General features: G+C 43.7%; 12 protein-coding genes and 1 pseudogene. 12 read left to right on the top strand and 1 reads right to left on the bottom strand.

Features of this window, described 5'->3' with window-relative positions; genetic code table 11:
- The first annotated feature begins 554 nt into the window (after positions 1 to 554).
- Positions 555 to 1067 (top strand): reverse transcriptase domain-containing protein, encoded by a 513-nt coding sequence (locus E5329_RS25875; protein ID WP_330572365.1) that lies wholly within the window; start codon positions 555 to 557, stop codon positions 1065 to 1067.
- A gap of 258 nt (positions 1068 to 1325) precedes the next feature.
- On the opposite strand, the gene E5329_RS25870 is transcribed toward E5329_RS25875, so the two are convergent.
- Complete coding sequence (locus E5329_RS25870) at positions 1326 to 3143, bottom strand: PIN domain-containing protein (RefSeq protein ID WP_135992103.1); 1818 nt, start codon at positions 3141 to 3143, stop codon at positions 1326 to 1328.
- Positions 3144 to 3660: 517 nt separating this feature from the next.
- Here E5329_RS25870 and E5329_RS25865 point away from each other — a divergent pair.
- The 11 genes and pseudogenes from E5329_RS25865 to E5329_RS25820 all read left to right on the top strand — a co-directional run bounded on the left by E5329_RS25865 (position 3661) and on the right by E5329_RS25820 (position 12539).
- Positions 3661 to 4743: an AAA family ATPase gene (locus tag E5329_RS25865; RefSeq protein ID WP_135992102.1), complete on the top strand. Its 1083-nt coding sequence runs from the start codon at positions 3661 to 3663 to the stop codon at positions 4741 to 4743.
- Between the two features lie 309 nt (positions 4744 to 5052).
- Positions 5053 to 5250, top strand: a pseudogene (locus E5329_RS25860) (ParB/RepB/Spo0J family partition protein); the annotation flags it as partial.
- Between the two features lie 169 nt (positions 5251 to 5419).
- On the top strand, positions 5420 to 5593 hold the full coding sequence (locus E5329_RS30095) for a hypothetical protein (RefSeq protein ID WP_168356775.1): 174 nt from the start codon (positions 5420 to 5422) through the stop codon (positions 5591 to 5593).
- A gap of 18 nt (positions 5594 to 5611) precedes the next feature.
- Complete coding sequence (locus E5329_RS25855; protein WP_135992101.1) at positions 5612 to 7279, top strand: recombinase family protein; 1668 nt, start codon at positions 5612 to 5614, stop codon at positions 7277 to 7279.
- A 24-nt stretch (positions 7280 to 7303) separates the two neighbouring features.
- A complete protein-coding gene (locus E5329_RS25850) occupies positions 7304 to 7678 on the top strand; it encodes a TnpV protein (protein ID WP_135992100.1) in 375 nt (124 codons plus the stop codon).
- Positions 7679 to 7844: 166 nt separating this feature from the next.
- Complete coding sequence (locus E5329_RS25845; protein ID WP_135992099.1) at positions 7845 to 8708, top strand: AraC family transcriptional regulator; 864 nt, start codon at positions 7845 to 7847, stop codon at positions 8706 to 8708.
- A gap of 3 nt (positions 8709 to 8711) precedes the next feature.
- Entirely contained in the window at positions 8712 to 9779 is a 1068-nt protein-coding gene (locus tag E5329_RS25840) for a C45 family autoproteolytic acyltransferase/hydolase (protein WP_135992098.1), read from the top strand.
- Between the two features lie 74 nt (positions 9780 to 9853).
- Positions 9854 to 10726, top strand: a complete 873-nt coding sequence (locus E5329_RS25835; protein WP_135992097.1) for an AraC family transcriptional regulator — start codon at positions 9854 to 9856, stop codon at positions 10724 to 10726.
- 472 nt (positions 10727 to 11198) lie between these two features.
- Positions 11199 to 11714, top strand: a complete 516-nt coding sequence (locus tag E5329_RS25830; RefSeq protein ID WP_275443758.1) for a sigma-70 family RNA polymerase sigma factor — start codon at positions 11199 to 11201, stop codon at positions 11712 to 11714.
- A gap of 85 nt (positions 11715 to 11799) precedes the next feature.
- Positions 11800 to 12225, top strand: coding sequence for an RNA polymerase sigma factor (locus tag E5329_RS25825; RefSeq protein ID WP_135992096.1), 426 nt, complete (start codon positions 11800 to 11802; stop codon positions 12223 to 12225).
- 71 nt (positions 12226 to 12296) lie between these two features.
- On the top strand, positions 12297 to 12539 hold the full coding sequence (locus E5329_RS25820) for a reverse transcriptase domain-containing protein (RefSeq protein ID WP_456320039.1): 243 nt from the start codon (positions 12297 to 12299) through the stop codon (positions 12537 to 12539).
- Positions 12540 to 12711 lie beyond the last annotated feature (172 nt).

Genomic DNA, 12711 nt, shown 5'->3' with positions numbered 1-12711 from the left:
TGGGATTTTTTACCATAGAGGAGTTTTTGGAGAAAAGCGATATACTGGTGCGGGAATTTTCTGAGTGACGTGGGATTTAGGCTGGCTGGTGATAAGAGAAGTGTCGGAGAGGATGATTTGAGGGATTCCTCTCCTTTTTGTGTGTGCGCCCAGTATGGACGCAATCTAATCGGTGAAAGTCCGTAACACGCCCTAGTAGTGGGAAGTGTATAGCCAAAAGCAAGGGTGTCCATCGTGAGGTGGAATCTGAAGAAAGCTAGAGGCAAAGCTCTGGTCTGACGAACAGAAATCACATCAGGCTACAATTAGGGATAAGGCTGCATAACAAGTCGAAATCCAATAACTACTCGGAACTAATTGTGGTAAATGTGGCAGATGGATGGAGCGAAAGATTGCGTTCTTACCTGGGGAGGTCTCGTCAGCGGATGGAGTTGCATCAACAAATGCACAAGAAATTCGTAGTAACAACGAATGGCGAGAAGTCAGCAGAGGTCATAGTGCCATTGTGGTTGCAAACACGATGGGAAGGACTGAACTTTAGGAGATGTGAGTAAATGAATGTGACTAATGACAGATTTAAGGACAGACAACTTCATATTGAGGACTATCTGCAAATGGTATCGACGGAATCGAAAGAGTATGCAGAAGTGTCCGCCTGTCAGAGGATTGCTGAAAACAACCGCATCATCACAAACTTTCAGACGGACGGACTGTTGGAGAAGATTTTACAACCGACTAATTTAAACAATGCATACAAGAAAGTGAAATCAAACAAAGGAGCAGGCGGTGTGGATGGGATGAGCGTAGATGAACTTCTGCCGTTCCTCAGAGACAACCAAGTGCAGCTAATCCAGCAGCTAAAGGATGGGAAATACAAACCCAACCCAGTCCGCAGGGTAGAGATACCCAAAGAAACAAAAGGAGAATACCGAAAACTGGGAGTGCCGACAGTAGTTGACAGGGTATTTCAGCAGGCAATCACACAGATGCTGTCCCCGATTTATGAGGAACAGTTTTCGGAGAACAGTTTTGGCTTTCGACCCAAAAGAGGTGCGATGACGCACTGAGACAATGTCAGCAGAACGTCAATGATGGATATGTGTATGTCGTGGACATGGATTTAGAGAAATTCTTTGATACGGTATGCCAGAGTAAGCTGATAGAAGTGTTATCAAGAACCATTAAAGATGGGCGGGTAATATCGCTGATGTGTAAATTCTTTTGAGAACATAAAAAATCAACGGACAGTAAATTAAATATTATCCATCCGTTGATTTGGTAAGCGGGGGTTGATTGCCTATAACGTAAAAGATTTAATTAGAAAGTCACTCTGGTTTATCTGTTGGTTTAATGATTTTGCTGTTTGCTGTAAATGGCTTTTTCAATTCTGCTGTTCCACCAAATTGAAAAGGTTTTATTGCAGATAAAGCTTTTTTGCTTATGGAAGTCTGATTTGCCAATTCTGCAAGGGCGTTATTCTTTGGTTCAAATGCTGCTGATAGTGCTTTTTTGCTTATGGAAGTCTGATTTGTCAATTCTGCAAGGGCATTATTCTTTGGCTCAAATGCTGCTGATAGTGCTTTTTTACTTATGGAAGTCTGATTTGCCAATTCTGCAAGGGCGTTATTCTTTGGCTCAAATGCTGCTGATAGTGCTTTTTTGCTTATGGAAGTTTGATTTGCCAATTCTGAAAAAACTCCGTTAGTTTGCATTGGTTTAATGGATTCGGCTAAACCCTCATATAATGTTGCATATTGCTGCAATGTTTGTTTCAAGTTACTTATATCTACAGTATTGTTCAGTTGCTCTGCATTTTTTTGGATTTTAGTGACATTTTTGCTCGCAGAAATAATATCTTTACAAGGATTTTGGTTCTCCATATGTTTTACAATACCCCACTCTTCTGGTTCAATATGCAAAATATCGCTTTTTTCAACACTCAAAGTTTTTATTTCGCTGATTGTTGAATATTCTTCCATAGTTACCTCTATTTGACCCGTCAATGCTAAAGCGATTTTACCTGCATCATAAGGATAATTGCCATCCTCCTGATAAACTAAATCCGCAAGAACACTAATATCCAAACTTACATAATATATGATATTTTTGTTTTCTTTTTCAACAGAAACATCCGCTATGCTCCAATATATATTTTCATCACCAGTTTCCAAAAGTTCTTCATCCAATTCTTCATTAACATTTATAGTTATCAAATATTCGCCAATGCTTTGGTATATTTCATCTTCATAATTGTCTAATATGCTTTTAATATCATCTAATGCAGATAATTGTAAAGCACTTTTTGACTTTCCCAATTTTAATTCTTCTGCCAAATATGAGAAAAATTTATCTAGAGTCAAAAAGTTAATACTTAAAGAAGGATTGATTTCTTTAAATTCATCATCTAATTCTTGCCTTAAATCAATAGGAGTATCCCTATTTTTTTCCCACCAGTCATCTTTAGTGTCATTACACACAAATATGATATTGGAACTTTTCTCTTTTGCTATTGTAATTATATCTTTCCAGACAAATAAATCTCCGAATTTTGCTTCTCCATCTTTTGTATAATCCAGAAAGCCAGGTGGGATTAAATTATCATACCGTATTTGTCCTTCTTGTAATAATGATAGTTTCTTTGAGAATAGTATTTTTTCACCAATATTGCCTTGGATTTGCAATAAGTCAACAAATTCCTTTACTTTATCGTTTTCTAAAAAATCTATATTTAGCTGAATCTCTGCATTATGATTTTCTTCAAAACTGGCTATTATGTTTTGTGCGTCTTTGATTTCTTTATTTAAATCATTTTGTAGTTTAGAAATATCCGTATAATTATGTTTTCTGTATTCTCCTATTTTTGATGTAATATCTTTTTGAAGATTTTTAAAAAAATCATTCAAATCTCTGGTTATATTTTTGTATCTCTTTTTTTCATCACCACATATCTTATGAAAATGTTTCAAGTATTCATCATAAACCTGTCTTGGCACATAGATTCTATTTTGGATTTCTTTCAATGCATTTATTACATCCAAACTGATATTAGCTGGTTGACGATATAATTCCAATAATACATTTGTATCTAAAACGATTAAATGTTCACTTGAACGTATTTGTTGGAACTTTTCTATGCTTATCATTTATACATTCACCTCTCTGTTTACACTTTATGATAGGTAGTTTTTATCTTTTGCCATTTTACCACAAAAATTAGGTTTGTGCTTATGAAATTTTAAATTAATACGGCTACTCATCACTAACTGAAAAAAAGGTTCTGTGTCGGGAGCTTACATATTTTCAAAAAATCAGAACACCATGTCCAAAATCATGCTCCTTTAGCGGCTATTGGGTGAGAGGTCAAATCCTCCCGCCCTTTTTATTTCCACAAAACGATTCCATAGATTACCGCTCCTTGAAAACTTCACAGCAGCCGCTAGGGGGGATACCCGCCGCAGGGGACAGCAGAGCCACGATATGAGCCTGCTCCCCTGCCCAATCCGTGCATGGCACAGACGGAGGAAACGCCGCTTTAGGAAAGCGTGGAACTGTATGGAATGGCTGCGTTACATACCCTTGCTTTCTGGCAGGGGTAAATAAATCTAAGGAGGACAACGCCTATGTGCAACAAACAAAATCCAACACGGAGGGAGGGATTTTATGCAGCAGTTACAGACGGTGGATGCTGACACGCTCCTTTATGAACCGCTTGAAAAGCCGTCCTTTGTGGTGGACGGTCTTATCCCCACGGGCTTGTCGCTGTTCTGCGGCTCACAGAAAATCGGCAAGAGCTGGCTCATGCTGAAGCTCTGCCTTTGCGTGTCGCAGGGAATCCCCTTATGGGATATGCAGACATTGGAGGGCGACGTGCTTTACTTGTGTCTGGAAGATACGTTCTGCCGCATCCAGGACAGGCTGTTCCGTCTGACGGACGAAGCGAGCGGGCGGCTTCACTTTGCCGTGGCAAGCAGCAAGTTATCAGACGGTCTTATCGTGCAGCTTGAAGATTACCTCAAAGCATATCCCGACAGCAGGCTGGTTGTCATTGACACGCTGCAAAAAATCCGTACTGCATCCAAAGACAACGCTTACGCCAACGATTACGGGGATATATCGCTGTTGAAAGATTTTGCCGACAGGCATTCCCTTTCGGTTGTCGTCGTACACCATATCCGCAAGCAGAACGACAGCGACGTGTTCAACAAGGTGTCTGGCACGACAGGCTTGACAGGGAGTGCGGACGCTACGTTTGTGCTGGAAAAGGAGAGCCGAGCATCTGATACCGCAAAGCTGTTTGTCACTGGCAGGGACACGCCCTATCAGGAGTTGACGCTCCGTTTCCGTGATTGCAGCTGGGAGATGGTTAAGCGGCAGACGCAGGAGCAGCTTGCGGCGGCAGAGGTTCCCTCTATCCTTTTTCGGGTAGTGGCGTTCATGCAGGATAAAGAGGAGTGGACGGGGACAGCTACGGAACTTTTGTTAGCTATGGGGGAAAGCGGGGAACTGTCCACGGTCATCACGAAATGGCTCAACGAGTACCGCTCCACGTTCCTTTATGAGAACGGCATCCAGTATGACTATCAGAGGAAGTATAGCGGCAGGAAGATTATCCTTGCAAGATGCGGTGGGGAGCATGACAGCCATGACGGGTATGACGGCAGTTTTGGTATGCCCCCTCATGCTGGCATGGCTGACACGGGTAACGCCGCCAATCTTCCATCCGAAGCGCAGAGCGGAGGATAAAACAGGGCGCAGCCCTGCCAGAAGGGAGTCCAGAGGGAACGTCTGGCACACGGCTCTTTGCAGGGCAAAGTGTAGTGTGTTACACCCTGTAAACGCAGTCGGAAAAATCTTTTGATTTTTCTGACCGCAGGGGTGGGTTCACGAGCCGAAGAAAGGCAGGGAAACCCCACGCCTGCACTTGCGTTTGCGGGGGTGTTCTCCCGTAAGGGGTGACAGCGGCGGGGGTATCCCAAAATACCCGTCATACCTGTCATGGCTGTCATGCCGTCAGGAAATGCTGCTCTGCCAGACACTAAAAAATGAATAATAGATATTCTTCCATCGGAGCGTGCATTTGTTTATAAGATGAAACTGGAAGTGATAAAGCGGCAGGGTTTCCACACGGATTTAACCTCGTCCCAACTTGGGACGAAGTTGATACCGCCAATTTTACAGATGGTGGACGAGAGAAAAACCGACCTCACGTCTGCGGTGGGGCTGCTCTTTTTGAAGAACAGGGAACAGGAACAGCCGATAATATTTTGTTTTCGGATGGTAAAAGCGGCTTGGTCGTTACAGTGAAAGGGAAGAAAAATCTCTCTGCGCTATGAAAAAAAGAACTGGAAAATAAATGTTTTTATCTGGATTAAGGGCGTTTTCAGATGCCCTTTTTCCATCTTTTAGGGAGGATATGCCTATGGCAAAAACAGTCACACGCCCGAAAATAGAGGTTCAGCCAGTCTATCTGGGCGGCAGGGATATGAGGGAAGCCTTTATTTCCCTGCTTGTGGACGAGGTACGGAGGGGGAAAACCTCTCCCCGCACCTTTGAGATAATAAAAGATACAGAATACAATAGGGACAGAAAATGAAGAAAGGGGATGGATGGAATGGGAATTTTAAGAACCGCCTTGTATTGTAGGCTGTCAAAAGACGACATGGCGCAGGGGGACAGCGAGAGCATAAAAACACAGAAAGCAATGCTGGCGCAGTACGCAAGGGAGCATGGATTTTTAGTCGTTGAAACCTATGTGGACGACGGTTGGAGCGGCTTGAATTTCGACAGGCCAGATTTTAACCGTATGCTGGATGACATTGAAGCGGGGAAGATTGACGTGGTAATTACAAAGGACTTGTCACGTCTGGGGCGTGACCATTTAAAGGTCGGGCATTTCACGGAGATTTATTTCCCGATGAAAAACGTGAGGTACATTGCCGTCAATGACTGCGTGGACACCGCCAACAAAAACAACGACATTGCCGCACTGAAGAATGTGATGAATGAATTTTACAGCAGGGACAATTCACGGAAAATCCGTTCTTCCATTCGGGCGAGGGCAAAAGCGGGGCTTTACCGCTGTTCCTATGCGCCGTTCGGATACCGCAAATCATCTGACAACCATAATAAGCTGGCAGTCGATGGGGAAACGGCATGGATTGTAAAACGGATTTTTGAGCTTGCAAATGCGGGCATGGGGGCACATAAGATAGCGAGCGTTTTCCGAGAGGAAAAAGTGCCCTGCCCCTCGTGGTGGCAGCATACCCGTGGGGAGAAGCATTACCCAGAACGGTTCAAAAACCCCCAGAACCAGTATGAATGGTCGCACACCATCATACGGAACATGATAGGAAACCCCGTGTATCTCGGTCATTCCGTGATGTGCAAGACGGAAGCCATTTTTAAACTCGGTAAATACAAGAAGCTGCCAGAGGAGGAATGGATACGGACGGACAACACCCACGAGCCATTGGTTTCGCAGGAAATCTTTGACGGGGCGAACGCAAAAATCCTGAGCAGGAAGCGCGATACGACAAATAATTTTGTGTCGGTTTTCTCTGGGCTTGTGAAGTGCGGCGCTTGCGGGAAAGCCCTTGCCCTGCGCTACTGGGGTCGGGACAGGCACCGTATCTATGTCTGCACCACCTACGCCCACAACACAAAAGCCTGCACAGACCACCGCATTTACTATGAGGATTTATACAACGCCGTACTTGCGGACATCCAATACCATGCCCGCCTTGCTTTTGAGGATAGGGAGAAAGCGGTTGCCCTAGCGGTGAGGATGAATGCCAGAGCGGATGGGAGCAGGGGGAAAAGCAACGAAATGAAGCTGAAACAGGCGAGGAAACGCTATGATGAAGTGACGAGATTGTTTGACCGTCTGTATGAGGATTCCCTTTCGGGGCGTATCTCCAATGAGAATTTTACAAGGCTGATTGACAAGTACCAGACCGAGCAGGAGAAACTGTTGGGGCAGATAGTGACGCTTGAGGATGCCCTGCAGGTAGTTAAGGACAGCCAGAGCAATGCGGTACAGTGGGCGGAACTGATGGCGGGGTATGTGGGGATAACGGAACTGACCGCCGAGAACCTTAACCTCTTAGTGGAGCGGATTGAGGTGTCTGACCGAACGGAAACAGGGGACGGGATGCAGCAGACCGTCAAAATCTGTTACCGCTTCGGCGGTTACATAGGGGAGCAGACTGTCAAGACGAAGATGATTCGCAAGCCCCGCAAAAAGAGGGACTGCCCACGAAAAACAGCAATGGAAAAATAAACTATGACTGAGGAGGTAAACACAATGGAGAAAACAATTTTTGAAAAAATCGGCGGCGAATTTGAACGGCAGGGAGATTACCTTATCCCCCGCCTTGACTTACCACCCGAAAAAGAACAGCCGATTGGCGTATTCGGACGGCGGCATCTGGACTATCTGAAGCAGTACCATAAAGTTACATACACGAATCTTCTTACAAGCGGCAGACTGAATACATATCTTGCCGACATCAACAGGCAGGCGCAGGAACGCTTTGAAAGGCTCATAGAGGGCATGAAACAAGCACAGGGCATAACGGAACGCCTAAAGGAAGAAAACGCCTTAGAATGGACAAAAAGAATGAATAATGTAAGAGCATGCGCGAGGGAGATAGTGAACGAGGAAATCATATACGCATAGGCAACATGGCGGCAGAGGGTGAAATCTCTGTCGTTTTTCTTTTCGGGAAGTTATTGAAACGAATTTTTTATTCAGATACACTATATGTGGGTTTACAAAAGATAGCAGAAAAAGAGAGGAAATATAAAGCAGATTAAGATATTCTTGTTTGCGAGGAGGTAAGAATATGGAATGGTTGAAAAAGCTTGGAGCCGCCATTGATTACATAGAAGATAATCTGGACAAGGAAATATCATATGACGAAGCCGCCCGCATTGCGTGTTGTTCTCCCTATTATTTTCAGCGTATTTTTTCTTATGTTTCGGGCGTGTCATTGGCAGAATACATACGCCGCCGAAAAATGACACAGGCAGCGTTTGAATTGCAGCGGACAGACGAGAAAGTTATAGATATTGCTTTGAAGTATGGCTATTCCTCTCCGACTTCTTTTAATCGGGCTTTTCAGAATGTTCATGGAATTACGCCAACAGCCGCAAAAGCTATGGGGTGTATCCTGCAAGCATATCCGTCAATTCAGTTTAGAATCGAAATAACAAGAGGAAGCGCTATGGTGTATCACATTGCGGAAAAACAGCCTTTGCATATTGTGGGAATCCGCATTCCTTTGACGTGTGATATGGAAGAAAATTTAAGGATAGTTCCCGATTTTTGGAAAACCACGTTGCAGGGAAACCAGTTTTCGGAAATATGCAAATTATCTAATCAAGAGCCAAATGGGATTTTAGGAATCAGTGTATACGAAAGTCCAAAAGAAATCTATTATTATATCGGCGTTGCCACAAATGCTTCTGCCCCTGCGGATATGTATGAGTATGAAATTCCTGCGGCTACTTGGGTTATATTTGAGAATGATGGATGTTTTAAAGAAGATGTCCAAAGTGTATTCAGACGGTTTTATATGAAATGGCTGCCGTTCTCTGGATATAAATATGCTGAACTGCCAGACATTGAAGTGTATCCGATTTGTGACAGCCAGCCGGCACATGGACATTCCAAAGTATGGATTGCAATCAAAGAGGAGGACAGATAGGAAATGTATCATTTAAGGCTAAAAGGCGACCATTATAAAATGGGTGTGAAGCGTGGAAAAATTTTTAACAAATGCCAAATCTCTTTTCCGCTGCTGTTAGATAATTTTCAACTGGAACATGGAAAACAAAGTGAGGAAATATTAAGAAAGTTTTTTCCAGAAGTATGTGAAGAAATAAGAGGGGTAAGCGACACCATAGGAGCAGACTATCTGCATTTTGCTTCGTGGATGCTGTGTATGGGCTGCTGTATGTATAATTTGGAAGATAACTTCCCTATTGAGATTCGGGGCTGTACGGCTTTTGCCTATTCCCAAAATGGCAGATTGATATATGGCAGAAATAATGATTTGCCGCCTTATCTGCGTGATGGATGTAAAAGTGAAATTTATGCACCGAGGAATGGAAACAGATTCAATATCACTACATCCTCTTTCATCAACGAGGAAGAGGGACTAAACGAACACGGGCTTGCCGTGGCAATGACGTTTGTAATGACCGACCTTAAAAAGATAAAAGCAGGGTTTAACTCATGTTTTATTGTACGGTATTTGCTTGAAAAGGCAAATGATACAGAGCAGGCGGTTTCGTTACTTATGAATCTGCCGATAGCGTCTAACTGCAACATTTTACTTGCGGATAAAAGCGGCAATATGGCAGTAGCCGAATGTACGCCGACTCTCAAAAAAGTCCGTGAAGCGGAAATCTTTCATGGAAACAGGATAGTTTGTACTGTAAACAGCTTTACTTCTGATGAAATGAAGCCCTATGACGATGCAAATGGGGATGATTATGATTCCCGCAAGCGGTATAAAGTTGTCATAGACAGTTTTTTTTCGGGGAAGATAAGGGACGATTATATCAAGACTACTGAGCAGCTTTTGAAAGGCGATTATGGATTTATGTGCCAATATGACAATGAGCCAGATTTTGAAACCGTTTGGAGTTCCATATTTGATTTGGAAAGTTTAGCCATTTACCGTGCAGAGGGCGACCCAAGAAAAAAGAAATTTATCAGCGATAACAGGCTGCATGATTTAAAATTTAAGCAAGCAGGGATAATTGAAACTTAACAAAGCAAAGCATAGAATATCAGGAAAAGCCGTTGTTAGTTTACTATACTATGGTTACGGAAGGAGGAAAAAACATGGAATGGGTGAAAGGGTTACAGAAGGCAATAGATTATATTGAAGACCACATTACGGAAGATATAGACTATGCTGAAATTGCGAAACAGGCGTATTCTTCCAGTTTCCATTTCCAGAGGGTTTTCCATATTATTTGCGGCTATTCTATTGGCGAGTATATCCGCAACAGGCGATTGTCGCTGGCAGGAACGGATTTATCGTCTGGAAATGAAAAGGTGATAGATATTGCCTTAAAATACGGATATAACAGCCCAGAGAGCTTTAGCAGGGCATTCACAAAGTTCCACGGGATTACGCCTGTCCAAGCGAAAAACGAAAAACTTACACTCAAATCCTTTTCCAGAGTTTCCGTAAAAATCACATTAGAAGGAGGAACGACAATGGATTACAGAATTGAAAAACGGGAAGAGTTTGAGGTCATTGCCAAACGAGCCAGATATGGAGGAGGACATGAAATCAGCCAGAAGAATATCCATGCGACATGGGCGGCTTGCGGAACGGATGGGACGATTGACACGTTGTGCAGATACGCCAATCCAGAAAATATCTTCGGAGGGGCAATCGTAGGAATATGCTTTGACAACCCGACAGAAGGGGATTTTGACTATGCAATCGGGGCGGCTTATTCGGGCGGTGATGTGGCGGCAGGGCTGACGATTGAGAAAGTGCCTGCAAATACTTGGGCGGTGTTCCCTTGTACTGGGAAAATGCCAGAGGCATTCCAAGACTTATATCGAAAGATTTATACAGAATTTTTCCCAACCAGCAAATATCAGCCGGCAGGCGGGATGTGCATTGAGGTCTATCCGAGTGATGAAATTCATGATGATAATTTCCATTTTGAAATATGGCTTTCTGTAGAGGAAAAGTAAAGCCTTTATGCGGCTGATGCATTTATATAAATGTTAAGCATTAGCTTTATGCAATAGGCAGTAACAGTAAGACAGGGCAAGTCCACTGAATTAAAAAAAACGATGTTTCGGTGGATTGCTCTGTAATGCTTTCATTACCCTCCGACTTCGCTTTTTGAAGTTTGGAGGGATTTCTTTTGCCCGCAAGCAGTATTTCCTGTTTATACATATCATTCCGAAAATGGATGGATAGCCTGTTAAAAAAATCTTTATTAACACACGGGGACTTTGCACCCTGCAAGTAGAAGTCAAATATCTACATAATAGAAATAAAATCTCCATAAACCGTAAAGGTGTGACAGCCTGTGCGGTTTTTCTTATATCCTTTTTTATCGGAATGTGCCGCAGGGCTGTTTCCGCTGTTGGCTGTCGTTCGCCGCCTATCCAATCTGGATTTTTACATTTTCAAAAATTCAGATTGGAGGAAAATACGGTGAAATACGCACCAAGAAAAGTATATATCAAAAAGAATGACGGCTATGTGGAGCTGTCCTATACGGATTTCTGCCGCCGCAGGCAAGCCGACCAGAGTTACATGGACAAGCTGTTTATCCCCGTGCAGGGCTGTCTGCTTGAGGTAGTGTGGGAACAGTACGCAGATTTCTACAAGGAGAAAGAACGGTGGCATTATCTGCAAAAGCTGGACACGAACCACAAGCTGCTGTCATTGGAGGGATTTACAGACAGCGAGGGAAATGTGCTTGACTTCGTTATTGATGAAACAGTGGACGTTGCGGAAACCGTTGTCCATGCGGTGATGGTGGACAGGCTGAAAGCCGCCCTGCCCTTATTGTCGGACGGTGAACAGACGTTGATACAAGCAATCTTTTTTGAAGAACTTTCCGAGCGGGAAGTCGGATTGCGGTTAGGCATAACACAGAGCGTTGTGAATAAGCGCAAAGCTAAAATCCTTGCGAAGCTGAGGAAGATAATCGAAAACAAAATTTAAGGCATTCAGCCCCCTTGTTTTTTCCTTTGGGAAAATGAGGGGGCTTTTCCTGCCCTCTCAATCAACTTCGATTGGAGGAAATAAGATGGCATACAACCACGGACGGGAGGACAGGAAATGGCGTATCTGGAAAGAAGCCGAGGAAAAGATTTTGCGTGAGTCCGGCGTTGACGAAGCGGTCATTGAGCAAATCCGCACAGACGACAGGGCAGATTTTAATTCCAACAGGCGGTTTTACCGATGGACAAGCGACTTCGGAGAATGCCTTGAGGACATGGCGGGCAGGGAGAAACAGGCAGAGATAATGTCTGTTTCTGATTTACTGGACGAGATTGAGAGCGAAACTCTGTATTTTGCATTAGTCACAGTGGACAGGTGTACATTACAAATCGTCCTGCTGAAAATGCAGGGATATTCCACAAAAGAGATTGCCCCGCTTGTGCATTTGACGGTAGGGGCTGTCTATGCGAGATTGGCTCATTTGCGTAAGAAGCTGCGTAAGGTTTTATAACAATGCAGCCTGCTTTTCTGTGAGATGTTGGGTGAGAGGTCAAAGGCTTCTCACTCATTCATTCTTTATATATGGTATCTCCCTATATGTTCTCTAATGGAATTATACAGATACATAAATACCTCAATGCAGGCGTTATCAGCGGAGGGGTGTTTGAAAAGACAGAAACAGGAACGCCACAAGGTGGACCGTTAAGTCCACTGCTAAGTAATATCATGCTGAATGAATTGGACAGGGAACTAACACGCAGGGGACATAGATTTGTGCGGTATGCAGATGACTGTGCGCCACGAAGGCGAGTCCAAGTAGCGTAGCTGCTTGAAGACAGCTATGCTGTACAGATGATGGCGGAGGGCCCGCCGGAACCGCCATGCAGGTGGAGGTTCCAAACCACCCTAAGGTGCTGTAGTCAAAAGCTATGGTATTGAGCGTTAGGAACTTACCAACGTTTTTCTACGCAAAATGGCAAAATTTACCCATAGTGAA

Origin of the sequence: Petralouisia muris (genome assembly GCF_004793545.1) — a bacterium.
Taxonomy (GTDB): domain Bacteria; phylum Bacillota; class Clostridia; order Lachnospirales; family Lachnospiraceae; genus Petralouisia; species Petralouisia muris.
This window is presented reverse-complemented; position numbering and strand designations above follow the sequence as displayed.

Bases quoted from the DNA above. Each gene is read 5' to 3' on its own strand.
- E5329_RS25875 (WP_330572365.1), top strand. From the start codon at position 555: ATGAATGTGACTAATGACAGATTTAAGGACAGACAACTTCATATTGAG.
- E5329_RS25870 (WP_135992103.1), bottom strand. From the start codon at position 3,143: ATGATAAGCATAGAAAAGTTCCAACAAATACGTTCAAGTGAACATTTA.
- E5329_RS25865 (WP_135992102.1), top strand. From the start codon at position 3,661: ATGCAGCAGTTACAGACGGTGGATGCTGACACGCTCCTTTATGAACCG.
- E5329_RS30095 (WP_168356775.1), top strand. From the start codon at position 5,420: ATGGCAAAAACAGTCACACGCCCGAAAATAGAGGTTCAGCCAGTCTAT.
- E5329_RS25855 (WP_135992101.1), top strand. From the start codon at position 5,612: ATGGGAATTTTAAGAACCGCCTTGTATTGTAGGCTGTCAAAAGACGAC.
- E5329_RS25850 (WP_135992100.1), top strand. From the start codon at position 7,304: ATGGAGAAAACAATTTTTGAAAAAATCGGCGGCGAATTTGAACGGCAG.
- E5329_RS25845 (WP_135992099.1), top strand. From the start codon at position 7,845: ATGGAATGGTTGAAAAAGCTTGGAGCCGCCATTGATTACATAGAAGAT.
- E5329_RS25840 (WP_135992098.1), top strand. From the start codon at position 8,712: ATGTATCATTTAAGGCTAAAAGGCGACCATTATAAAATGGGTGTGAAG.
- E5329_RS25835 (WP_135992097.1), top strand. From the start codon at position 9,854: ATGGAATGGGTGAAAGGGTTACAGAAGGCAATAGATTATATTGAAGAC.
- E5329_RS25825 (WP_135992096.1), top strand. From the start codon at position 11,800: ATGGCATACAACCACGGACGGGAGGACAGGAAATGGCGTATCTGGAAA.
- E5329_RS25820 (WP_456320039.1), top strand. From the start codon at position 12,297: ATGGTATCTCCCTATATGTTCTCTAATGGAATTATACAGATACATAAA.